The organism is Natrinema pellirubrum DSM 15624 (assembly GCF_000230735.2).
GTDB classification, from domain to species: Archaea; Halobacteriota; Halobacteria; order Halobacteriales; family Natrialbaceae; genus Natrinema; species Natrinema pellirubrum.
Genome location: NC_019962.1, coordinates 2,792,474 through 2,815,973 on the forward strand (window position 1 = coordinate 2,792,474; position 23,500 = coordinate 2,815,973).

20 protein-coding genes and 1 pseudogene are annotated in these 23,500 nt (G+C 65.8%); 10 read left to right on the forward strand and 11 right to left on the reverse strand.

What is annotated here, in order from left to right:
* Nucleotides 1-150: 150 nt before the first annotated feature.
* Together NATPE_RS13455 and NATPE_RS13460 are read right to left on the reverse strand one after the other, a co-directional pair.
* Nucleotides 151-1,803, reverse strand: a complete 1,653-nt coding sequence (locus NATPE_RS13455; RefSeq protein WP_015299136.1) for a long-chain fatty acid--CoA ligase — start codon at nucleotides 1,801-1,803, stop codon at nucleotides 151-153.
* 281 nt (nucleotides 1,804-2,084) lie between these two features.
* Entirely contained in the window at nucleotides 2,085-2,732 is a 648-nt protein-coding gene (locus tag NATPE_RS13460; protein ID WP_015299137.1) for an SDR family oxidoreductase, read from the reverse strand.
* 150 nt (nucleotides 2,733-2,882) lie between these two features.
* On the opposite strand from NATPE_RS13460, the gene NATPE_RS13465 reads away from it, so the two are divergent.
* Together NATPE_RS13465 and NATPE_RS13470 are read left to right on the forward strand one after the other, a co-directional pair.
* Entirely contained in the window at nucleotides 2,883-3,941 is a 1,059-nt protein-coding gene (locus NATPE_RS13465) for a phytoene/squalene synthase family protein (RefSeq protein ID WP_006182039.1), read from the forward strand.
* 131 nt (nucleotides 3,942-4,072) lie between these two features.
* Nucleotides 4,073-5,551 carry a hypothetical protein gene (locus NATPE_RS13470; protein WP_006182040.1) on the forward strand — a complete coding sequence of 493 codons (1,479 nt, stop codon included), beginning with the start codon at nucleotides 4,073-4,075 and terminating at the stop codon, nucleotides 5,549-5,551.
* Nucleotides 5,552-5,593: 42 nt separating this feature from the next.
* Here NATPE_RS13470 and NATPE_RS13475 read toward each other — a convergent pair whose 3' ends face one another.
* Entirely contained in the window at nucleotides 5,594-6,940 is a 1,347-nt protein-coding gene (locus tag NATPE_RS13475) for a hypothetical protein (protein WP_006182041.1), read from the reverse strand.
* Between the two features lie 62 nt (nucleotides 6,941-7,002).
* Nucleotides 7,003-7,857 carry a 3-hydroxyacyl-CoA dehydrogenase family protein gene (locus NATPE_RS13480; RefSeq protein WP_015299138.1) on the reverse strand — a complete coding sequence of 285 codons (855 nt, stop codon included), beginning with the start codon at nucleotides 7,855-7,857 and terminating at the stop codon, nucleotides 7,003-7,005.
* A gap of 116 nt (nucleotides 7,858-7,973) precedes the next feature.
* On the opposite strand from NATPE_RS13480, the gene NATPE_RS13485 reads away from it, so the two are divergent.
* The 3 genes from NATPE_RS13485 to NATPE_RS13495 all read left to right on the forward strand — a co-directional run bounded on the left by NATPE_RS13485 (nucleotide 7,974) and on the right by NATPE_RS13495 (nucleotide 10,619).
* The gene (locus tag NATPE_RS13485; protein WP_006182042.1) at nucleotides 7,974-8,732 is read left to right on the forward strand and encodes a DUF7409 domain-containing protein; all 759 of its coding nucleotides are present in this window, start codon (nucleotides 7,974-7,976) and stop codon (nucleotides 8,730-8,732) included.
* A 222-nt stretch (nucleotides 8,733-8,954) separates the two neighbouring features.
* Nucleotides 8,955-9,749 carry a class I fructose-bisphosphate aldolase gene (locus NATPE_RS13490; protein ID WP_006182043.1) on the forward strand — a complete coding sequence of 265 codons (795 nt, stop codon included), beginning with the start codon at nucleotides 8,955-8,957 and terminating at the stop codon, nucleotides 9,747-9,749.
* Nucleotides 9,750-10,619 carry a class 1 fructose-bisphosphatase gene (locus tag NATPE_RS13495; RefSeq protein WP_006182044.1) on the forward strand — a complete coding sequence of 290 codons (870 nt, stop codon included), beginning with the start codon at nucleotides 9,750-9,752 and terminating at the stop codon, nucleotides 10,617-10,619.
* Nucleotides 10,620-10,651: 32 nt separating this feature from the next.
* Here the strand turns inward: NATPE_RS13495 and NATPE_RS13500 are convergent, their stop codons facing one another.
* Both NATPE_RS13500 and NATPE_RS13505 read right to left on the reverse strand, forming a co-directional pair.
* A complete protein-coding gene (locus NATPE_RS13500; RefSeq protein WP_006182045.1) occupies nucleotides 10,652-10,876 on the reverse strand; it encodes a hypothetical protein in 225 nt (74 codons plus the stop codon).
* A 98-nt stretch (nucleotides 10,877-10,974) separates the two neighbouring features.
* Nucleotides 10,975-12,147 (reverse strand): hypothetical protein, encoded by a 1,173-nt coding sequence (locus NATPE_RS13505; RefSeq protein ID WP_006182046.1) that lies wholly within the window; start codon nucleotides 12,145-12,147, stop codon nucleotides 10,975-10,977.
* A gap of 690 nt (nucleotides 12,148-12,837) precedes the next feature.
* On the opposite strand from NATPE_RS13505, the gene NATPE_RS13510 reads away from it, so the two are divergent.
* Nucleotides 12,838-13,200, forward strand: coding sequence for a DUF5658 family protein (locus tag NATPE_RS13510; RefSeq protein ID WP_006182047.1), 363 nt, complete (start codon nucleotides 12,838-12,840; stop codon nucleotides 13,198-13,200).
* A gap of 157 nt (nucleotides 13,201-13,357) precedes the next feature.
* A complete protein-coding gene (locus tag NATPE_RS13515) occupies nucleotides 13,358-14,434 on the forward strand; it encodes a hypothetical protein (protein WP_006182048.1) in 1,077 nt (358 codons plus the stop codon).
* A gap of 13 nt (nucleotides 14,435-14,447) precedes the next feature.
* On the opposite strand, the pseudogene NATPE_RS22345 reads toward NATPE_RS13515, so the two are convergent.
* Nucleotides 14,448-14,738, reverse strand: a pseudogene (locus tag NATPE_RS22345) (hypothetical protein).
* A 30-nt stretch (nucleotides 14,739-14,768) separates the two neighbouring features.
* Complete coding sequence (locus NATPE_RS13520) at nucleotides 14,769-16,169, reverse strand: NAD-dependent succinate-semialdehyde dehydrogenase (RefSeq protein WP_006182049.1); 1,401 nt, start codon at nucleotides 16,167-16,169, stop codon at nucleotides 14,769-14,771.
* Between the two features lie 119 nt (nucleotides 16,170-16,288).
* On the opposite strand from NATPE_RS13520, the gene NATPE_RS13525 reads away from it, so the two are divergent.
* Entirely contained in the window at nucleotides 16,289-16,501 is a 213-nt protein-coding gene (locus NATPE_RS13525; RefSeq protein ID WP_006182050.1) for a hypothetical protein, read from the forward strand.
* Between the two features lie 75 nt (nucleotides 16,502-16,576).
* On the opposite strand, the gene NATPE_RS13530 is transcribed toward NATPE_RS13525, so the two are convergent.
* Nucleotides 16,577-17,863 carry a Cdc6/Cdc18 family protein gene (locus NATPE_RS13530; protein ID WP_006182051.1) on the reverse strand — a complete coding sequence of 429 codons (1,287 nt, stop codon included), beginning with the start codon at nucleotides 17,861-17,863 and terminating at the stop codon, nucleotides 16,577-16,579.
* Nucleotides 17,864-18,803: 940 nt separating this feature from the next.
* Between NATPE_RS13530 and NATPE_RS13535 the strand changes: the two genes are divergently transcribed.
* The gene (locus NATPE_RS13535; RefSeq protein ID WP_006182052.1) at nucleotides 18,804-20,060 is read left to right on the forward strand and encodes a Glu/Leu/Phe/Val family dehydrogenase; all 1,257 of its coding nucleotides are present in this window, start codon (nucleotides 18,804-18,806) and stop codon (nucleotides 20,058-20,060) included.
* A 110-nt stretch (nucleotides 20,061-20,170) separates the two neighbouring features.
* Nucleotides 20,171-20,920: a DUF6517 family protein gene (locus NATPE_RS13540; protein WP_006182053.1), complete on the forward strand. Its 750-nt coding sequence runs from the start codon at nucleotides 20,171-20,173 to the stop codon at nucleotides 20,918-20,920.
* A gap of 81 nt (nucleotides 20,921-21,001) precedes the next feature.
* Here the strand turns inward: NATPE_RS13540 and NATPE_RS13545 are convergent, their stop codons facing one another.
* On the reverse strand, nucleotides 21,002-22,144 hold the full coding sequence (locus NATPE_RS13545) for an acyl-CoA dehydrogenase family protein (protein WP_006182054.1): 1,143 nt from the start codon (nucleotides 22,142-22,144) through the stop codon (nucleotides 21,002-21,004).
* A gap of 68 nt (nucleotides 22,145-22,212) precedes the next feature.
* Nucleotides 22,213-23,430, reverse strand: coding sequence for a DUF7544 domain-containing protein (locus tag NATPE_RS13550; protein WP_006182055.1), 1,218 nt, complete (start codon nucleotides 23,428-23,430; stop codon nucleotides 22,213-22,215).
* Nucleotides 23,431-23,500: the final 70 nt, after the last annotated feature.

Sequence of the window (23,500 nt, forward strand, 5' to 3'; positions counted from 1 at the left end):
ATCCTTTACTGTTCTCTCTTTGCGCTATCGTGCCCATTAGTGTCATGAGAAGCAACGTCGTGCAGTAATGTCTCGACCGGCAGTAATCGACGACGAACCGCACTCGGTCCCGGTACGAACGCGGACCCAAAAAATCGGCAGCCGATCGCCTCAGTTCTCGTCCGGCGCGGCGTCTTCCGGAACCTGTCCCTCGACGAGGGACTGGTCGGCGTACTCCTCGCGGATGTCCTTCTTCGAGAACTTGCCCGTCGCCGTCTTGGGCACTTCCTTGATGAACTCGATCTCGTCCGGGAGCCACCACTTGGGATACTCGTCGGCGAGCATCTCGTTGACCTCGTCGACGAGCGCGTCCCGATCGGCTCCCTCGGCGGGGACGACGAACGCGACCGGTCGTTCCTGCCAGCGTTCGTGGGGCACGCCGACGACGGCCGCCTCGGCGACGCCGTCGTGGGCCATGATCGCGTTCTCGAGTTCGACCGAAGAGATCCACTCGCCGCCCGATTTGATCACGTCCTTCTCGCGGTCGACGATCTTGATGTAACCGTCCTCGTCGACGGTGACGACGTCACCCGTCTTGAGCCAGCCGTCCTCGAAGTCCGTCTCGTTGGCCTCGGGGCGCTCGAAGTACTCCGTCGTCACCCACGGCCCGCGGATCCACAGTTCGCCGAACTCCTGTCCGTTCCACTCGATCTCCTCGCCGTCGTCGTCGATGACCTTGAACTCGAGGCCGGGAACGACCAGCCCTTGCTTACCGCGCTTTTCGACCCGCGTGTCGTAGTCCGCGTTCTGCAGGTCGGATTTGAGATGGGAGACCGCACCGATCGGCGCCATCTCGGTCATCCCCCAGGCGTGAAGCACCTCGACGCCTTGCGTGTCGAACCACTCGATCATCGACTTCGGCGCGGCCGAGCCGCCGACGATGACGGTATCGAGCGTCGAGAGGTCGACGTCGTTCTCCGTACAGTACTCCATCAGCCCCAGCCAGACGGTCGGGACGCCCGCGCTGATCGTCACGCCCTCGTTTTCGATGAGGGACGCGAGGTCTTCGGGCTCGGGAGAGGGGCCGGGGAAGACCTGTTTGGCCCCGCCGGCGGTCGCGGTAAACGGCATTCCCCAGGCGTTGACGTGGAACATCGGCACCACTGGCATGACGACGTCGTCGTCGGCCATCGGGATTCCTTGGGGCGTCTGGGAGGCCATCGTGTGGCTCCAGAGCATCTGCTGGGTGTATTCGACGCCTTTCGGGTTGCCGGTCGTCCCCGAGGTGTAACACATCCCCGCGGGCTGTTCCTCGTCGACGTCGGGCCAGTCGTAGTCGGTCTCGTGGCCGTCGATGAACGACTCGTACGGTGTTGCCTCGAGGTCGTCCGCCGACTCGCTGCCCATGACGACGAAGTCGATATCGTCGAACTCATCGTCGGCGTCGGCGACGGCACCCGCGAGTTTCGGTGCGAGCGACTGGTCGACGAAGATCAGTTCGTCGTCGGCATTGTCGACGATGTACTGGATGTGTGCGTCGGGGAGCAGCGGGTTGATCGTATGGAGCTGTGCCCCGATCGATGGCACGGCGAAATACGTCTCGAAGTGCCGCGAGTGGTTCCAACAGAAGGTTCCGACCCGATCACCTTCCTCGATTCCGTACTCGTCGAGCGCGTTCGCGAGTTGGCTCGTTCGCTGCTCGTACTCGCCGTACGTGTATCGTTGCATCCCGTCGTGATTCCGGGAGACGATCTCCGTGTCGGAATACAGCTTGCTTGCCCGCCACAAGAACGGCCGAAGCGTTTGATCAGTACCTGCTGGCATGTCGTCCTATATAGAGGGGGAAATACTGTATTATTCTTTCCATACATATGATGGGGGTCGGACGCTTCTTTCGCCCAACGTATCGTCTGCAGTCCCCGTAACGGCTGGAGGTTCGGCGATACAATCCGTCTCGGCCGAGACAAGTGTGAGTCCGAGAGGTGGCCGGCCACCGGCGACCGAAACGGTTCACACACCGACCGCACGGCAGCCGTACGGTCGGACATGCATCGACTGCCAGTATAGAACAGGGACTCGTCTCTGCAGTCCGTTCCGCGACGGGCTCAAATCGAGCCGACGGCCTCGAGCGCGTCCGGAATCGGGTTCTCGCCCGACAGGATCTCGAACGTCTCGCCGACGACGGGCTCGCAGTCGATCGCGGCCACGAGCGTCGCGGCCACGTCCTCGCGCGGGATGTCATCCTCGCCCAGCTCGAGCCCCTCGGCGGCCCGGATCTCGCCGGTGCCGGACTCGTCTGTCAGTTCACCCGGCCGGACGATCGTGTACTCGAGCCCGCTGTGTCGGAGGTACTCGTCGGCTTCGGCCTTCGCGATCAGGTAGTCCCGCAGCGGCTCCGGCCCCGCATCCGGGTCGTCGGCCCCCATCGAACTGAGCATGACGAACCGGTCGATGCCCGCCTCGCCCGCGGCGTCGATCAGATTGATCGCGCCGTCGCGGTCGACGCCGTAGACGTCCTCGCCGCCGGAGCCGGCCGCGAACACGACGGCGTCACAGCCCTCGAGCGCGCGCTCGAGCGTGGACGGCTCGGTCAGGTCCGCAACGACCGGTTCCCCGCCCAGTCGTTCCAGTTCCTCCCGCTGGGACTCGTCGCGGATCATCGCTCGCGGGGTGTAGTCGCCCTCGGCTAGCAGCGCCGTTACGTGCTGACCGACCCCGCCGTGGGAGCCGGCGACGAGTATCGACTGATGCATGGGTCCGGATTCGCCGCTCGCACGCATACGGGTTTCGGCGGGAGTTGCCGGCCCCCGATCGGTCGGGCCGGCCCGCTCGGAGCGCCGGGCGGAAGAGCGCGCCGCGACCGCGGTGTTTTTCCGGGATGATAACGAAACTAACTCGAGTAGATGACCACGGGCCAGCCCGAACCCAAACCAGACGCCGACCTCGAGGACGACCTCGAGTGGTGTTACGATGCGGTTCACGGCGTTTCGCGGACTTTTTCGATCACGATCGATCGGCTCGAAGAGCCGATGGCGAGACACATCTGTCTCGGCTATCTCCTCTGTCGGATCGCGGACACCATCGAGGACGCCGGCCACATCCCGCCGGCGCGACAGACCGAACTGCTCACGCGGTACGACCGGCTGCTCGATCCCGATGCGACGGAGTCGGTCGACGCGTTCATGGACGACATCGAGCCCTGGATTCCCGACGACCGCAACGACGACTGGGAGGTCGTCGCCCGGACCCCCCGCGTCCTGCGGACGTTCGAGTCCCTCGACGAAGAGCCTCGCGAGATCATGCGCGACCCCGTCCGGGAACTCGTCGACGGGATGGCGATGTTCACCGACCGGTACGCCGACGAGGGCGGCCTGCGCTTACAGACAATCGAGGAACTCGAGGAGTACTGCTGGTACGCTGCCGGGACCGTCGGCACCCTGATCACCGGGCTGGTCGCCCGCGGTACCTCACAGGACCGGGCCGACGAGATGCGGGAGAACGCCCGCTCGTTCGCCCTCCTCCTGCAGCTGGTCAACATCGCGAAAGACGTCGACGACGACTACCGCGAGGAGAACAACGTCTACCTTCCCGCCGAATGGCTCGCCGCGGAGGACGTCGATGTCGAGGCAGTCACCGACGAGGCCCACCACGGTGGCGTCACGAACGTCATCAAGCGGGTGACAGGCCGCGCCGAGAGCTACCTCGACGACGCCCAGCGATACCTCGAGGTCGTCCCCGAACACAACGGCAACCGCCTCTCGGCGTGGGCGATCCCCTATCTGCTCGCGGTCGGCACGCTCCGCGAACTGCGCGAACGGCCCGAGGACGTCGTCCGCGAGGGTGACGTGAAGGTCTCGCGGGCGGAGGTCTTTGCCCTCCTCCAGCAGTTCGAGGACGGCGTCTCCCGCTCGCGACTGGCCGAACTGCGCGAGCAGATGGCCAACCAGCCGCTCCATCAGTGAACGGCCACCACTGCGCCTGAAACGCCCGACGAGGGCCGTTCTCGAGCCGTTGACCCGAACCGGCAGCGCCGTTGCCCGGCCCGCGGCGGAGACACAAGACGTATGCGAGCGTCCTGACGAGTTCTACCCCGATGGTCCGTCCCGCCCTCGAGCGCCGCGTCGGTATCGACGAGCGCGCGCTGGCGGTGTTTCGCATCGCGCTCGGTGCCCTCCTCCTGTTCGACCTCTGTCACCGGGTGCGGTTTCTCAGCGCCTTCTACACCGACGACGGCGTGTTGCCGCGGGCGCTCCTTTACGAACAGTACGCGCTCGGACGCTACTCGATTCACGCGCTGTCGGGCGAGCCGTGGCTCCAGGTTGTTCTGTTCGGCTGTTCGGCGCTCTTCGCGGTCGCACTGCTGGTCGGCTACCGGACGAGAACCGCGACGGCCCTCGCTGCACTCTTGCTCTTCTCGTTGCACGTTCGCAACCCGTTCGTCCTGAACGGGGCCGACAGACTCCTGCGCGAACTGCTGGTGCTTGCCGTCTTTCTCCCACTCGGCAACCGCTGGTCGATCGACGCTCGAGAGGGGGCGGGACGGAACGACGCCGCGACGCGAGCAGGCAACGACGCGCTGATCACGACGCCGGCGACCGCGGCGGTCCTCGTTCACGTCGTCACCCTGTTCGTCGGCAACGCCGTCCTCAAGACCGAGGGCAGCACCTGGTACAGCGGCGATGCCCTCGGCTACGCGCTCCGGCAGGACCAACTGACGCTCCCGCTCGCCGACGCCGTCGCGACCGACCCGCTCGCGCTCACGGCCGGCACCTACGCCTGGGCGGGACTCGTGACCGGCGCACCCCTGTTGCTCCTGCTCACCGGCCGTCTCCGAACTGCCTACGCCGCGGCGTTTCTCGCCGCGGTCTCCGGGATGGCGTTCTCGATGGCGGTCGGCCTCTTCCCGGCGGTCCTGTTCACCGCGGTCCTCCTCTTTCTCCCACCGGGTGTCTGGGACGTCCTCGAGCGCGTCGCCGCCGGTGCGGTCGGTCGGGTCGCCCCGCTCGAGCGTCCCCTGACGGCCTGCCGAAGCGGGATCGATCGCGTGACACCCCCGCAGTCCGTCGGCTCCCCGCTGCCGGCGGCGGTTCGGGACCGAACGCATCGGTACCGGTCGGCCGCACTCGTCGGCGTCCTGACGGTCGTCCTCCTGTGGAGCGGACTGTTGCTCGGTGCGACGGCCGGTCTCGAGCCGGCCGACTCGAGGGTCCCGGACGACTATCAGTGGACGATGTTCGCACCCGATCCGAGTACGACCGACGGCGGATTCGCAGTGGTCGGCCACGTCGACGGTGGGCCCGATATCGACGTTCTTCGCGGCACCGCCGTTCGGGCCGATCACCCGCCCGCGGCCGACACGGGTCCCGACTTCCGCTGGCGGAAGTACCTCTATTCGCTACTCGAGAACGATGCTCGCGCCGAACGGTTCGCTGGCTACATGTGCGAACGGGCGAGCGTGACGAGCGGTGGTTCCGTCGAGAGCGTCACCGTGACGTACACTGAACGGCGGATCGCGCTCGAGGGGGCGGCCCCGCCGGCGGAGACGGTGACGGTCGTCGAACGATCGTGCTGATCGAGGGCGAGGGTTGCGACGTGGCGTCGAACGATCGCGTCGTTAGTCGTCCTCTGCCGCGAGCGTTCGTCCGAGCAGCGCGAGCGGACAGCCGAAGACTCCGACGACGATGACCCACGGGAGAAAGAGTATCGTTCCGATGAGGACGGTCAAGACGCCGATCGAACTCGTCGGATAGACGATCGCGATGACGACACTCGGAACGAGCGCGACGACCCCGAGTAGCGCCCCCGGCGTCCGACCGCACTCGAACGCGTGGCCGATCGGCAGGAAGAGCGCGGTAGCGAGCCCGAACAGGAGGGGGAGCGGGTACGCGATCCCGCCGGCAAGCGATCGCGTGTAAGCGGCGGCGACGAGCGTCGCGAAGACCGCGAGGACGAACAGCCCGCGCGTCTCGAGTCGGGGACCGATTCGCGCGGCGGCCAGCCCGAGCAACGCGTATCCGGCCCCCAGCGACGACAGCACGACGGCGACTGGCGGAAACGCCCGCCCGGTCGCCACCGCACCGTAGCCGAGGAAGCCGATCGCGCCGCCGACGCCGACGGCGACGAGCAACCGCTCGAGCGTCGTTGCCTCGACCGTCGATCGCTCGAGGCCGAGGCGGCTTGCCAGTCGCCCGAACACGGGAGACCCGCGTCCGGGACGGCCGATCGCGATACCGAGGAGACCGACCAGCGCGCCAGGGACGGCCCCGATAGCCAACCCGCGAGCGAGCGCCGACGGTCCGACCGCGAGGCCGATGGTCGCGTAGCCCCTTGCGGTCCCGAAGAGGCCACCCTCGCCGTAGGTGACGTACGTCTGGTCGTCGAAGTCACGGTCCCCACCGTCCTCGGTCGCCCAGGTCGCCTCGTTACCGTCGACTGTAGCGGCGGGGAGACGGTTCGTGATCGTCGTTCCGTCGGGCGTATGGATCGTCAGTCGCTCGGCCGCTAACTCGTAGCGCGTGGACGACGTGCCCGTCGCGAAGTAGTCGACGATCCGACTGTCGCCGACGCCGCGACGAGCGACGTCGTCGACGGTGTAGTTCACCACGACAGTATCGTCCTCGATCGCCGTCTCGACGGCCCGAACGTCGCCCTCTGCGGCGTGGGTGTGAGCCCAGGCGGCATCGACTGCGGCCTCGAGCGCGCTCGCGTTGGTCCGGTAGCGTTCGGCAGCCGAAGCGGTGACGGGGATCCGGGCGTGCCACAGCGAATCACCGTTCTCGTCGATGTAGATGTCGAGGGTTCCGTGGCCGGTCGCGCCCGCTATTTCGGCGTCGTTCGCGACGCTGGGTCCGCAGACGCCACAGAGCTGTGTCGGAGGCGGTGCGGCCGCCACCGCGACGACGGCGATCAGTCCGACGAGACACCAACAGAGGAGGAGCGGGAGAACGCGGGCGGTTCGCATCGTCTTCGCAGACGCATGTCGGCACCAAATAAATTATGACGAGGTGAAACGAACGGGCGCGGCTATTCGTACTCGTAGAACCCCTGCCCCGTCTTCTTACCGAGGTCGCCGGCCTCGACCTTCCGCTTGAGGAGGTACGCGGGCTTGTACCGATCACCTAACTCCTCGTGAAGCGTCTCGGAGGCGTGGAGACAGACGTCGAGGCCGATGTGGTCGGCCAGCGTCAGCGGCCCCATCGGCACGTTGGTCCCGAGTTCCATTCCCGTGTCGATGTCGTCTTTGGAGGCGACGCCCTCGTCGTAGGCCCGGATTCCCTCGTTGATCCAGGGCATGAGAATGCGGTTGGTGACGAAGCCGGGCTTGTCGTCGGCCTCCCAGGTCGTCTTCCCGAGGTCCGCGGCGAGGTCGTGGGCCAGTTCGGTCACTGTGTCGGTCGTCTTCTCGCCGACGACCACTTCGACGCCCTCCATGATCGGCACCGGGTTCATGAAGTGCAGCCCGATCACGCGCTCCGGGTACTCGAGGTCGCTGGCGATCGAGGTGATCGAGAGCGTACTCGTGTTCGTCGCCAGCACTACGTCGTCGGCACACACCCGCTCTAAGTCGGCGAAGACCTCCTGCTTGACTGCGAGTTCCTCGAGGGCGGCCTCGACGACCAGATCACAGTCGCCGAGATCGTCGAGGAGCGTGGTCCCCTCGATCCGGTCGCGGATCGTCGCCGGCGCTTCCTCGAGGGCACCCCGACTCTCGAGGCGGCTGAGACTATCGTCGATGGTGTCGAAGCCGTTCTCGACGTACTGCGATTCGATGTCGCGCATGACGACCTCGTAGCCGTTCGTGGCGGCGACCTGTGCGATGCCGCTGCCCATCGTCCCCGCGCCGACGACGCCGATCCGGTCGAGCTGCTCGCGAACCATACGCTCCCTTCCGTCGTCGCGGCCGTAAGCGTGCTGGTCAGCTGGCGGGTCGTGTCGGCGCGCGAGGGCAACTTTCAAGACGAGACAGTGTGAGCTACGCACGACCGGTGAATCGCGTGAGCAAGGAAGAAGTCGTCAGCGACGCGGAGACGGGAGCCGACCCGGCGAGCGATGGGGAGGACGGGGACACGACCGTCGTCGACATCGGGATCACCGTCGACGTCGGCGACGACACCGCCGATGTCGCCGACGCCGGTTCGGACCCCGTCGAACTCGCCTTCGACGAGGACGAACTGCTCGCGGCGACTGACGACGCGACCACGGACGCCGACGACGAAGCCCCCGCAGGTTCGGAGCGGGACGCGGCGATCGAGCCGGCCGAACGCGAGGCGCTCGCGGCCGCCGACATCGACCCCGAGGCGGTCGTCGACAAGGAGTACTCCTATCGACTGTTGCTCGAGAACGGGGTCGACGAGGACGTCGCGGCCGCCCTCCGCAGGCGCTTCTCGTTGCCGTGGTCGTTCGAGTCCAACGGCGACTTAGGGCGGCGCTCGAGCGAGGTCCGCGGGCTGGGCGAGGCCGAACGCGAGTGGATCGCGGTCAGCGACGACGAGGACTGGCAGGCCTTCGAGTACGACGAGGCGACCGTCTCGATCGGTCGGGAGCGTCCCTCACAGCGGCCGTATCCGAAGCCGACCCCGGTGACCGCCGTCACCGGGGTCGGCCCGGACGACGCCGATCGGCTGGCCGAGGCCGGAATCCAGTCGGCCGAGCGGCTGGCGACGATCAGCGCGATGACCGTCGCCACGGCGCTCGATCTGAATGTCCTGCACGTCCGTACGTGGCGACACAACGCCCGCGAATTACTCGAGTGAGGACTGCGATAGCACGGTGACGCTGGCAGCACTCGTCGCTCGAGCCGACGCCGCGTTGGCAGTCAGCTCCCGATAGCTGATTTCGATCCCGTTTCGAGTCCTCGGCGAGTCGGATCGCCGTCACGTCGCACGGCTCGAGAGCGTGCTATTACTACACGTGTACTCAATATCGACAACCAGGACCATCAGAGATTTATAGCGCACTGTTGGACCGTCTAACAGATGATTCCGATCGACGATTCCCCGATCGTACGCGACGGCAAGTCACTGATTCTGGCGATGGACCACGGCTTAGAACACGGCCCCGTCGACTTCGAGGAGGTTCCCGAGAAGCTCGACCCGGCGACGGTCTTCGAGACGGCGACCCACGACGCCGTCTCCGCGATGGCGGTCCAGAAGGGGATCGCCGAGGGCTACTACCCAAGCTACGAGGACGACGTCAATCTCCTGTTGAAGCTCAACGGCACCTCGAACCTCTGGATGGGCGAGCCCGACTCGGCGGTCAACTGCTCGGTCGACTACGCCGCCGAACTGGGTGCCGACGCCCTCGGATTTACCGTCTACGGCGGCTCGAACCACGAGATCGAGATGGTCGAGGAGTTCCGCGACGCCCAGGAGAAAGGCCGCGAGTACGACCTCCCTATGGTCATGTGGTCCTACCCGCGCGGCCAGGGACTGAAAAACGACACCAAGCCCTCGACGATCTCCTACGCGACGCGGCTGGCCCTCGAACTGGGCGCCGACATCGCGAAGGTCAAGTACCCCGGGAGCCCGGAGGCGATGGCCCACGCCGTCGACTGCGCCGGCGACATGAAGGTCATCATGTCGGGCGGCTCGAAGACCTCCGACTACGAGTTCCTCTCACAGGTCGAGGCGGTCATCGACGCCGGTGCGAAGGGGCTGGCCGTCGGCCGCAACGTCTGGCAGCGCGAGGATCCGACGCGACTGCTGGACGCCCTCGAGAAGGTCATCTACGAGGAAGCGACGGCCGACGCCGCGCTCGAGGCCACCGAATAGATGACGGTCTCGGACCCGGTCGTCGAGGACATCGTCGCGACGATCAGTCGCTCGGCGACCGAGATACGGCAGGGACTGATCGGCCGCCGCGGGACCGTCGACGAGGAAAACCCAAGCGGCGAGACCCAGGCCAAGGCGGACGTCTGGGCGGACGAACTGCTCGGCGAGCGCCTCGCCGGGATCGACGGCGTCGGTCAGTACGCCAGTGAGGAGCGCGCCGACGTCGTCGACTGCGGTGTGGATCCGGCCGACGGCGACGCCTACGCCGTCGCGGTGGACCCGCTCGACGGCTCCTCGAACCTCAAGTCCAACAACACCATGGGGACGATCTTCGGCGTCTACGACGCCGCACTGCCCGCCCGCGGTGAGACCCTCGTCGCGGCCGGCTTCGTCCTCTACGGCCCGATCACGACGATGGTGATCGCCACCGAGGAGACCGTCGCCGAGTACGAACTCTCCGGGGGCGAGCGGAACGTCGTCGACGACGACGTGACCCTCCCCGACGAGCCGGTCGTCTACGGCTTCGGCGGCCGCGTCCCGGACTGGCCCGCGGACTTCCGCGAGTACGCCCGCGAGATCGAGGACGAACTCAAACTCCGGTACGGCGGCGCGTTGATCGGCGACGTCAATCAGGTACTGACATACGGCGGCACCTTCGGCTACCCCGGCCTCGAGTCCCGGCCCGAGGGCAAACTCCGCCTGCAGTTCGAGGGGAACCCGATCGGCTACGTCGTCGAACGGGCCGGCGGGCGCTCCTCGAACGGGGACCGCTCGCTACTCGCCGTCGAACCCGATGCCCTCCACGATCGCACGCCGGTCCACGTCGGCAACGACGAGCTGATCGAGCGCCTCGAGGCGGCCCTCGCGTAACCCGCCGATCCGTTTTTCGCTGTTCGGTATCGTCAGTCGAGCCAGGCGGCCGTTACGGCGACGTAGACGCCAACACCGACGAGCAACAGCGCGTAGAACGCCCAGCGGGGCCAGCCGGTCGCGAGGAACGCCAGGGTGAGAAACAGGACCCACAGGGAGATGGCGATCAGATCCCCGACGACGCGGCCGATCGTCCGGACGGCCGTTCTGACGGGTCCGGTCGCGCCCTCCTCGGACCGACTGGTATCGTTACGCATCGCGGTTCGGTCCTCGTGACTCTGGTCGATCCTCGGTTCGATCCTCGTGACCCCCGTCGGTCATCGATTCGATCCTCGTGACTCCCGTCGGTCGTCGCTCAGAAGTGATAGCCATGTGTTTCGGTCAGTCGATAGGCCCCCACGCCCCAGACGTAGCTCTGGCCGGGCCACCAGGTCCGGGCGTTGTTGAAGCCGGCGATGAGGACGTCGTCGGGCCCGCCCTCGGGATCGCGGTGGTAACTCACGGAGCCGCTATCGCCGTCCGTGAGGTCCATCTCGCCGCCCCAGCGGAGCTGCCCGCGCCGGCAGAAGTCGTCCGTGAAACAGGTCACGGCGTCGATTCCCTGTACCGTTCCCACCGTGTGACCGGTCATCGCACCGACCTTCTCGAGTTCGGCGTCGCGTGCGACGAGCGTCGCGAGGCCGAACTTGGTGAACTGGCCCCGCACCCGCGGGCTCGAGGGGGCGTCGATCCTGTTCGTCGGTTCGATGCCGCCGGTCGGCTCGACGGTCGCGACGTCGGCGACCGGGTGGTGTCGTGCAACGGTTCCCAGCTCGGCCGCGTCGTCGCCACTGATGGGCAGCGACAGGGACTCCGCGGTCGACCCCTCGATCCCGTCGAAGGCATGATCGGCCGTCACGAAGAACCGCCGTTCCCCGTCGGGATGATACAGCGCCGGGCCGAGCGTCGCCAGACTCGTCGGCGTCTCGCAGGCGACGCCGCTGGGGACGCGACCGTCCGTATCGGGGTAGCCGAGCCGGGGTTCGCTCGCCTCGGAGTTGTCCCCGATGTCGTCGACATCGATGAACGTCTCCACGTCGATCTCGACGCCCTCGGCGAGTTCGCCGAGCAGTTCGTTCACGGAATGCCCCTCGCTCGAGACGCCGACGGAGACGGTTGCGGTCCCGCTCTCGAAGTCACCGGGGACGACGGCACTCCCGAGGTAGCCGGTGAACCCGACCCGGGACAGGAGATCATTGATTTCGAACGCCTTCTCGACGGCGGCGTACCACGCTGCAGGGACGCGTTCCGTTCGCTCCCGGATCGACCACGGGTCGGCCGGGTCGTCCCTGACGAGGGCAGTGACGACGGGGACCTCGCCGTCGCCGGCGGCGAGGAAGTCGTCGACGCCGAGCAAGTGGGCCATCCCGAGGGCGTAGCCACCGCCGGCGACCGTCCGCAGGAACTCGCGTCGGTCCAGTCCCCGCCCGATCCGGTCGCGAAGCGTCGCTCTCCGTTGTCCCAAACGTTCGGTGTGTCCCTCCGACATATCGCTATCTACCCCGCTCCACACTACTGGAACGGATCGCTAACCGTCGAAACGAACGGCGATTCGACGGAAAGCCGTGCTGCCTGCAATTGCCGTCAAACGTCTTTCTCGCGGCCGGATCGTCGGTCGGCAGCGGCCGTGGTGTGCCCGCCAGTCGATCGCGGCCTCCCGGACACCGCTATAACGCGGCCTCCCACGTAACGCGTGGACTACTGAACGCGAGCGTTCGTATCATCCGACCCGACAGTGTATGGTGTCTCCGTGCTGGTGACCACGGAGACAGAACGCACTCTCGAGCGGGTCGCGCCATAGTCGATCCGTCTCCCCTCGCGACGACCGCCACACGATCAGTGGCGATCCGTCGGCGCGACCCCTCTCCCCCTCTACTGTCCCATCCAGTCCGTGATCGGTTCGTGTGACCGTCCGACACGGAGACGACGGTAACGACAGTATTCGGCCGGCAGGAGATCCAGTATCATGTGGTTTCGACGCATAGTTGCCCCTGCCCTCGAAGTACGACCCGGTTACAACCTCGAAATCGTCGCGGCCGCCGCCCGAACCGTTTGCCGTCGATTGTAAGCGATTACCAGCGACGGCGATCCCCCTACGCCTGCCATAACAATACCCCGTGTACTGGTACGGGCTCGTACTCCCGACGGCAACGGTCGGTTCGATTCCGGCCGGGAGTCTATGAGTTCCGAGCGCGCGACCCCAGGCCAGTGGCTGCCGGGCGATGTGACGCCCGTCGACCTCGAGCGGCTGCTCTGGGGGCTGGTCGCGCTCTCGCTGATCGCCGACATCGTCACGACGTTCGTCGGGCTCAACCTCGGGTTGGCCGAGTCCAACCCCGCGGCCCGCGGGGCGATCGAGAGCCACGGCGTCGTCGGCATGCTCGGGCTGAAGGCGTTCGCGGTCGGCGTCGCGCTGGCCTGTCGGCCCCTCCTCGAGCGGGCGTATCGGCCGATCGTGCCCGCGGGGCTCGCGGTGCCGTGGCTGGCCGCCGCGGTCGTCAACATGTATACGATCTCGACAGTACTCTCTAGTAGCCACTGACCGTCATTGCACAGCTAATCGCGCGACTGCGGTGCGACAGTATGGAAACCGTTTCAGTGGCTCCGAGAGGCGTCCCGGTCGCGATCTATCGGTTCCCGTTCGTCAGTCGAGCAGGGACCGCCCGTAGTTTATACCAGATCACGAGGCCACTCCGGGTATGGCTCGAACCCAAGCAACACGCCGACGCGTACTCCGGGGCTGCGGTGCCCTCGGCGTCGTCGGATTGGCGGGTTGTGCAAACAGGAGTACCGATGCGACGACCGACGCCGACTTCCCGCCGGGGCTGACCGCCGACGGTCTCGAGGATCCGGCGGCCCTCCTCGAGGCGCACCGGCGAGCGCTCCCGGAGACGTCGTTTACCGGGTCCTTCGAGTATCGGTATCGGGACTCGGTCAAGGACACCGAGGCCACGACGACGGTCGATTCGTTCGACATCCGGGCCGACCCTGCCGCCGACCGCGTCGTTCGAACACGTCACGGGACCGTTCCCGGCTACGATCGAGACCGCGTGGTCTACGTGAACGGCGAGTACAGGGCGACGAATCGCCCCGCCCCACTCACGCACGACGGCGCTACTGCCGTCATCGACGACTCTCTCGAGTCGATCGAGAACTGGATGCTCGATCCCATCGACGAGTACGAGGGAACGCGAGCGACCGATACGGGCCCCGTCCACGAGTACCGGCTGTCGGAGACGACCGCCTTCGAGGCGTCGGAGGGCGTCCCGGTCCCGGATGCGTTCCCCGGGTCCAACCCCGCGGGGACCGGCCGGATCCTCGTCGACGAGGCCGGCCGCATTCGTCGCTATCGGACGACGCAACGAGGACAGTTCGAAGCCATTTCGTCGGTAATCGATCTCGACATCACGTTCGGTCAGTTCGGACGGACGGAGGTGGCGGAACCCAAGCGCGTCGATCCGGTCGGAGCCGACGGCCACCGAACGTTAGACGCCGGAACGAAGATCGAGTTAGCGCTTCGAGATTATAGTTGGCTCGGCGTCGAACCAGCCGAGATACGGGGATTCGACGACCCGACGCTCGTTCTCGCAGCGGGGAAGCCATACGAGGTCTCCGTGACGGGCGTCGGACGGGCTCATGACTTCGAGATACGGGATGCCAAGGGAGATGTCGTCGACACGACGGACGGCACTTCCCTCGAGTTCGTCGCGAGCGAGGCAATGACGTCGTATAGGAGCAACAGTATCGATGTCGGCGGCGAGGTCGTCGTCCGCTGATTCGGGAGGGTCCTCAGGGCCCGGATGTACGAACGATCACGGCCGGACGTCCCTGCCATCTCGTCCGTTTGCGATGGCACCGGTCACGCGGGTCGGTCACCGCGAACGTCTCGATGCGCATCGTGACGATCCCACGCTCCCCGTCGCTGGTCTCGCGTTCGTCGGTGACCATCGACAGCCCCACCGTCAGACGGACCGTGTAGAGGCCGTTGACTACTCAGAACTGCTGGGTTGTGCCCTCGGTGATCGTCCGCCGGCGCTCGTGTTCGATGGTCTCGCCGACGGTACTCGCGGGCCGTCGGATTCCGACTCGAGCCGCCGATCGATGCGGTGTTCATTCAATCATGTCGGTCTCCTCGCCGGCGTCCTGCTGGACCCAGATCGTCTTCGTGTTGACGAACTCCGTGATCCCGTGTTCGGCGAGTTCCCGGCCGTAGCCCGAGTCCTTCACGCCGCCGAAGGGCAATCGAGGATCGGATTTGACGAGTTCGTTGACGAAGGCGAGCCCGGACTCGAACTGCCGGGCGACCCGCTCGCCGCGCTCGAGATCCTCGGTCCAGACGCTCGCACCGAGACCGAAGCGGGTGTCGTTTGCTTTCTCGATGGCGGCGGCCTCGTCGGGGACCCGGAATAGAGAGGCGACGGGGCCGAACAGTTCCTCCCGGTCGGCGGGGGCGTTCTCGGGAACGTCCGTGATCACCGTCGGCGGGTAGTACGCGCCGTCGCGGTCCATCGGCTCGCCGCCCAACTCGAGTTCGCCGCCTTGCTCGACCGTTTCCGCGACCTGCTCGTGGAGGTCGTCCATGAGGTCCGGACGAGCCTGCGGGCCGAGGTCGGTGGCATCGTCCATCGGATCACCGACCGTCTGGGCCGCCATCTCGTCGATAAAGCGGTCGACGAACTCGTCGTAGACGTCGTCGACCACGACGAACCGCTTGGCCGCGATACAGGACTGGCCGTTGTTGATGAGCCGCGCCTGGACCGCCGTCTCGACCGTCTCCTCCATGGGGGCGTCCTCGAGGACGACGAAGGGGTCGCTCCCGCCCAACTCGAGGACCGACTTCTTGAGCTGGCTGCCGGCGGTTTCGGCGACCGCTCGACCCGCGGCGTCGCTGCCGGTGATGGTGACGGCTCGGATCCGGTCGTCCTCGATGACCGCGTCGATCTCGCTCGAGTCGATCAGCAGCGACGTGAAGGCGCCGTCGGGAAACCCCGCTCGGTCGAAGACGTCCTCGATGGCCCGGGCACAGCCGGGAACGTTCGAGGCGTGTTTCAGCAGGCCGACGTTGCCCGCCGCGAGGTTCGGCGCGGCAAAGCGAAAGACCTGCCAGAACGGGAAGTTCCAGGGCATGATCGCCAGCACCGGCCCCAGCGGCTGGTAGGCGACGACGGTGCGGGCGTTCTCGTCGCCGGCGATCACCTCGTCCTGAAGGTGTTGTGCCGCGTTCTGGGCGTAGTAATCACAGACCCACGCGCATTTCGCGACCTCGTCGCGGGCCTGCCCGATCGGCTTCCCCATCTCTTCGGTCATCAGTTCGGCGTACTCGTCTGTGTTCTCCCGAAGGACATCGGCCGCCCGGGCGAGCAGCCGCTGGCGGGTCTCGATCGGCGTCTCCGACCACTCCGAGAAGGTCTCGGTCGCGCGCTCGAGTCGGGCCTCGCGTTCCTCGTCGGAGGTCGCCTCGAAGCTGTCGACCACGTCGCCCGTCGCCGGGTTCGTGCTTTCGATTGACATGCCGTGACCGACCACGACGAACCGCTTAGTACGCGGGGCTGCCAACCAATGGTGAGTCGATCCGTCACGGTCGTTCGTGCCACACAACCCCTATGCCGGTCGAATCCCTACGAGCGACCATGTCAACCGACACGTCCCACGACGATTTCGAACCGCCACCCGAAGCGCGGAAGACCGTTCTCTTCTGTCCGGACTGTGGCCACGAGAGTCCGGTTACCGGCGACTGGAAGACCGTAACGGCCGGCGACGAGCGACTGCTCGTTTGTGTCGACTGTGGTTGCGTCGTCGACCGCCGATCGCGACGCCAGCACGAGACCGTGAAAGCGGTCTAGCGCGGGACCGGGGGATGGTCCCACACCCCTCGTTCAGAGTGAAACGCGTGTTCGAGGTGGTGGCAGTTCGACGGGTCAGGAAAAGGACTCGAGGTCGGCGTCGCGGTTCCCCGTCGACGGCCCCGTCTCCCGAAGTCGGTCGTACGTCGGCAGGTCCTCGAGCGAGGCATCACGGCGGACCGCCTTGACGATGTGTTTCGGGTCAGTCACGAGCCGGTGCAGGAGGTAACTCCCCTGTGACCGACCGCCACCGGTCTTCTCGGATTCGATGACGCCGAGAAACGCCTGCTCTTTCAGTTGGCGATAGAGGCCGTTCTCGGTGATCGGATCGGTCGCGACCAGCTCACAGATGCCGACGTAGCGCTCGTACACCTCCCGGGTCTTGTACGTCTCCCGATCGCCCGTGATGATACAACTGGCGAGCGCATAGAGGGCGAGTTTCGCGTGAACGGTCGCGCCGCTCGTGAGTTCCTCGATACGGTTGATCTCGGCGACCTCCTGAGCCTGCTGAATGTGGGTCTCCGAAACCGTCTCGCTGTCGGTGCGGCGGGCGAGTTCCCCGGCTTCCTTGAGGATCTCGATCGCCTTTCGTGCGTCGCCGTGTTTCTTCGCCGCGAGGGCGGCACAGAGTTCGATCGTTCCGTCCTCGAGGACATTGGGCTGGAAGGCGTCCTCGCGATTGCGCATGATCTCGCGGAGTTGGGAGGCGTCGTACGGATGGAAGAACAGCTCCCGGTGGCCGAAGCTGCTGTCGATCCGCTCGTCGAGCGTCTCGCGGTACTGGACCTTGTTGCTGATCCCGATGACGCCGATATAGGCGTCGGTCTTTCGGGCCTCTCGAGCGCGCGAGAGCTGCATCAGAATGTTGCTGTTGTCCAGTTTGTCGATCTCGTCCAAGATGACGATGACGGCGTCGAAACAGTCCTCGAGAATCCCCCAGATGTGCTGGTAGTACTCCATCGTTCCAACGCCGCGAAGCGGGATGTTCTGCTGGTAGTCGGTCTGGTCTTTCAGACTGAGCGCCAGCTGTCGGGTCGCACGGGTCTCGGTGTTCGCTTCGGAGCAGTCGACGTAGAGAACGGCACAATCGATGTCGTTGCCGCGGGCGGCGTCCTGGGCCCGCGTCGAGACGTGTCGTGAGATCAGACTCTTTCCGGTCCCCGTTTTGCCGTATATCATCACGTTGTTCGGCGGATCACCGCGCGTGATCGCACCGACTTCGGCGGCGACGGACTGGATCTCGTCGTCGCGCCCGACGATGCGGTCCTCGTCGGGAACGTGACCGACGTGGAGGAGTTCCTTCCGATCGAAGATGGGATCATGAGATTCGAAGAGCGGGTCCCCACCGGTCTGCTCGGCCATAGTTCAGATCTGGAGACGGACATTATAAAGCTGTGGAAGCCCGTTCAGACTGATAGTGAACAGAGATAGAACTGTTACTGTCTATTGAGGGCCGTTTCGGAGTATCCGTACTCGCTGCCGGGTGCAGACTGAACTGTGAACGCCCGTCGGGAACAGGCCCACACCCCGTTCAGACTGAAAGCGGTCAATAAGCCGTAGTCACCAATCGGAGTGTACACCGAAATCGCGTGGAACGTCGAGAGTACGACGGATGCAGTGTTCCGGACCGTCTCCCTCTCCCTCTCCCTCTCCTCCACCTAGAAGTAATATTATATTTTATGGTAGCGGAAGCTTTTGCGGCACCTTACAGTACCAAATCGTAACAATCGCTCGTCTCCACCGCGGGTCGATTCCGTCGGTCACAACCGGATACCGTTCACTCGGTATTCACTCTGAATGGGGGGTGTGGGTCCGGCGCTACGAATCACAAACCATCCGATCGCGTTCGATCGGATCCCCCGCCGTTCAGAGTGAACCCGGCCATCCCCTCACGACCCCGTTTCACTCTGAACGAGGGGTGTGACTACCCCCTCGATCGTGATCCGTCGATCGCCGAGATGATTCCGAACGGCCGGCGACACCGCCCGGCTTTTCACTCTGAACGAGGGGTGTGTCACCGAGCTGTCGACCCGCACTCGAGATCGGGCCTCGAAACGGGCAGTAGAGAACTGACCGATCGCCAATCCGCTCGAGTGCGGACGCGATCGTGTTCGACCTCGAGGGCGCGCGGTTGCCCCTAACGGGACCCGCGTCGACGGCGTCGTGACCCGTCCGGAGCAACCGGCGAAACCGACTGAACGGTCAATATATAGGGTACTTAGGTCAGCCTTGGAGAACGTACATCTCTTTCCATGATAGATATTCGCTACGCTTATCCCTTGGTCTCCGAAACCCCCCGCGTATGAGCGAAGAGACCAACCCGTTCGAAAGCCTGCAATCACAGATCGACGACGCGGCGGCGTATCTCGACGTCGGCGACGACGTGATCGAGCGACTCAAACACCCCGAGCGCGTCCTCGAGACGAACCTCACGATCGAACGCGACGACGGCGATCTGGAACGGTTCAAGGCCTTCCGTTCGCAGTTCAACGGTGACCGTGGGCCCTACAAGGGCGGCATCCGCTATCACCCGGGCGTCTCCCGCGACGAGGTCAAGGCCCTGTCGGGCTGGATGACGTACAAGACCGCGATCGTCGACATCCCCCTCGGCGGCGGGAAGGGCGGCATCATCATCGATCCGGCCGACTACTCCGAGAGCGAACTCGAGCGGCTCACCCGCTCGTTTGCGAAGGAACTCCGGCCCATGGTCGGCGAGGACCGCGACGTGCCCGCGCCCGACGTGAACACCGGCCAGCGGGAGATGAACTGGATCAAAGACACCTACGAGACCCTCGAGAACACGTCGGAGCCGGGCGTCGTGACCGGGAAGGCGCTGGATTCGGGCGGCAGTGAGGGCCGCGTCGACGCGACCGGCCGCTCGACGGTCATCGCCGCCCGCGAGGCCTTCGACTACCTCGACAAGGACATAGAGGGCGCGACTGTGGCCGTCCAGGGCTACGGGAACGCCGGCTGGATCGCCGCCCGACTGATCGACGAGATGGGCGCGACCGTCGTCGCCGCCAGCGACTCGAGCGGCGGGATCTACAACCCCGACGGCTTCGATCCGGTCGCGGCCAAGGATCACAAGAACGAGACGGGCAGCGTCGTCGGCTTCGAGGGAAGCGAAGAGGAGATCACCAACGAGGACGTCCTCACCCTCGACGTCGACCTGCTGATCCCCGCGGCGCTGGAAAACGCGGTCGACGCCGACCTCGCGGAAGACGTCGAAGCCGACGTCATCTCGGAGGCCGCAAACGGGCCGCTGACGCCCGCGGCCGACGAGGTCCTCGAAGCGAAAGACGTCTTCGTGATTCCGGACATCCTCGCGAACGCGGGCGGGGTCACCGTCTCCTACTTCGAGTGGGTGCAAAACCGCCAGCGCTTCTACTGGTCCGAGCAGCGGGTCAACGAGGAACTCGAGGGCGTCATCGTCGACGCCTTCGACGCCTTGATCGAGGCCTACGAGGAACACGACCTCGAGAACCCCCGGACCGCGGCCTACGTCGTCGCGATCCAGCGGGTCGCAGACGCCTTCGAGGAAGCCGGCAGCTGGCCCTGACCGACGGTCGCTCGCCCACCCCGGACCGATTCGGACGGACCTCCTTTTCGAGTGACACACTGTCAGGATTTCAGTAAACACTTACCACCTGGACCGCCATTTGCAGGGAAATGAATCGACGAACCGTTATCGCAGGACTCGGTGCGGCGGGACTGGCCGGCCTGTCGGGCTGTCTGGGACTGCTCGGTATGGACGAACACGAATCGTCGCCCGCGGGCGTCGAATCCGAGGCCCGCGCGGAGACCGGCTACGAACAGACGGCCATCGACCCGCTCGAGATCAAGCGCGACGTCGGCCCCACCAACGAGACCGTCACGGTCACGAACTACATGACCAAACACGAGAAGCAGGTCGGGATCGAGGGGCTCGGCGAGCGCCGCGCCGCGGTCTTCAACGTGTTGACCACGCCGCAGGTCAACATCCTCGGGCGGGAACTCAACCCCGTCGGAGAAATGTCGACCGAGGAACTCATCGACCTCGTCCGGGAGAACTACGACGGCATCTCCAACGTCTCACACGACCGAGACACCGAGGTCACGATCCTCGAGGAGTCGACGACGCAAGCGCAGTACACCGCCGACGCGACGTTCGACGGCCGCGACGTCGAGGTCGACGTTCACATCACCGAGGCCGTCGAGGCCGGCGACGACTTGCTCGTGACCATCGGCGTCTATCCTAAGCGCCTCCGGAGCCAGGAACGGCCGAACATCACGACGCTCGCCGAGGCGGTAACCACCGACGTCGACGAGGACGCCTCGAGCGGCGACTCTGGCGGCAACGAATCCGATTCCGACGACGGGTCACAGAGCGACGACAACGAGAGCAGCGACAACGAGAGCGACGACGGCATCCTCGGCTGATCGGCTCGCTTCGTGGCCGGGCCGGTCCGCCGACGAACGGCTCGAACCGCGGATCCGAGTCGAACGACCGTCGCGGCGGCGCTACAGTCCGAGTTCGCGACCGATCACTAAGTGCTGGATCTCGCTTGTTCCCTCGCCGATCTCCATCAGCTTCGCGTCGCGGTAGAACCGCTGGGGTGCGAAGTCGGTCGTGTAGCCGTAGCCCCCCAGGACCTGGACGGCGTCCTCGGCGACCTCGCGGGCGGCCTCGCTGGCCTCGAGTTTCGCGAGGGCCGACTCCCTGGTGACGGGGTCGCCCCGATCGTCGGTGCGGGCGGCCTGCCGGGTCAGGAGCCGCGATCGCTCGGTCTTGCGGTGCATATCGACGATCGTGTCCCGGATCGCGTCGAACTCGCAGATCGGCTGGCCGAACTGCTCGCGTTCCTTACTGTAGGCCTTCGCGTGTTCGTAGGCCCCCTGTGCGAGCCCGGTCGAGAGCGTGGCGATCGAGATGCGGCCGCCGTCTAGGGTCTTCTTGGTCTGGTCCCAGCCGTCGCCCACCTCGCCGAGCAGGCGGTCCGCGGGGAGGCGAACGTCGTCGAACGCGATCTCACAGGTCGGCGAGGCGTTGAGCCCCATCTTCTCCCAGACGGTCGTCACCTCGAAGCCGTCGTCCTCGTCGGGGGCGATGATGAACGTCGAGATGCCGTCGTAGCCCGCGTCGGGGTCCGTGACGGCCTTGACGAGAATCGATCCGGCCTCGGAAGCGTTCGTGATGAACTGCTTGGTCCCGTTCAGTACCCACTCGTCGCCCGCTTTCCGTGCCCGGGTGTTCATGTCCGAGGCATCCGAGCCGCTCTCGGGTTCGGTCAGCGCCCAGCCGCCGATGGTTTCGCCCTCGGCCAGCGGCCGCAGCCAGCGTTCCTTCTGGGCCTCGGTCCCGAACCGTTCGATGGGTTTCGAGGCCAGCGACGTGTGCGCGACGTAGGAGAGGCCGACGGCCCCGGAGACCCGGCCCAGTTCCTCCGCGACCAGCGTATACATCAGGGTATCGCCGCCCAGCCCTCCGTAGTCCTCGTCGATCGGTACCCCCATCATATCGAGGGCGGCCAACTGGTCGAAGACCTCGGCCGGGAACCGATGGTCGTCCTCGATCTCCTGAGCGATCGGCTCGATCTCGGCCTCGCAGAAGTCCCTGACGGTCTCCCGAATCATCCGGTGTTCGTCGGGCAGATCGGCAGCCATACGCAATACTTGCCGAGAGAAGGAATAAACGCACCGCCGCCCGCAGGGGGCGGCCGAGAGAGTCACCCCTACCAGCCGCTTCGATCGTCCCGATCGTCGTCATCATCGTCCGACCCGCTCGAGTCGCCCCAGCCGTCGCCGTCATCGTCGGAGTCGCCTCCGCCGACCCCGCTGTCCGACTCGTCGCGGTCCCCCCAGCCGCTCGAGTCGTCGGAATCCGGTTCGTTCCAGCGGTTGTCGAACGATTCCGAGTCGTCGCCCCACATGTCGTCGGTCCCGAGGTCGTCGCGGTCGTCCCGGCGATCGCCCTCGGCTCGAGAGTCGGGCGTCTCCCAGGAGCCGCCGGCACCCGGGCCGCCACCGCGAACCGCTTCCCGTCGGTCGGGAATCAGATCGAGGTCCGCGTCGGTATCGCCCAGCAGGAGCAAGGCGTAGTAGCGCAGGTAGACGACGACCGGTACCTGGACCAACAGAACGAGTACCACGAGCAGCGGAATAGCGACCAGCAGGACGAGCAGGTTCAGAAACGGAATGAACAGGAGAACGAACAGGACGATCACGATCGGGATCGCCAGGATGAACAGCGCGATACCGATCGCAAAGGCAAAGACCAGTTGCAGGAGCCAGACCAGCAGGAAATAGACGATGTACTCCGCCCAGTTTCCCGACAGCGTCGGCCAGAACCGCTTCCAGGCGGCGACGACGCCGAGATCCTTCTGCAGCATCGTCGGGGCGATAAAGACCGTCGTGAACCGACTGATGACTGCATAGGCCAGCGCCACGGGGATCGCGACGAGGATCACGATGCCGATCATCGCCAACGAGACGGCGTCCGACCCCGAGAGGAAAACTGCGGCCACCGGGAACCCGATCACTGCGAGCGCGATCAGCCCGAGGACGACCCGAAACCCGAACAGTTGAACGCCGTGCCCGACGTTGCGCTTCGTGTACCGACGGACGTGTACCTCCCCGGAGCGCAGCGACTCGAGGAACGTGAACTCGAATATCGATCCGACCAGCAGGAACGCGAGTCCGACGAGGAGGACGGCGACGGTGACGACGACGAGTATCGGGAGTAACTCGCCGACGTCGACGGTGCCCGGATCGACCGTCGCTCCCTCGTCGCTAACTCCCCCACTGCCGCCGGAAAAGGCGGGGTTGCCGAACCCGATGCCGCCGATGAAAAAGAGCAGCAAGGCGAGTTTGAGCCACATCCAGGGACGGATCGGCGTCAGAAACTCGCGGGTGACATCAATTGCGTCGCTGAGGTCGTCGATCGCATACATTGGCGACGAGTAGAACGTCCCGACTCATAGTGTTAGCGTTCCAACTCCTGGTTCCCCGCCGCCAGCGACA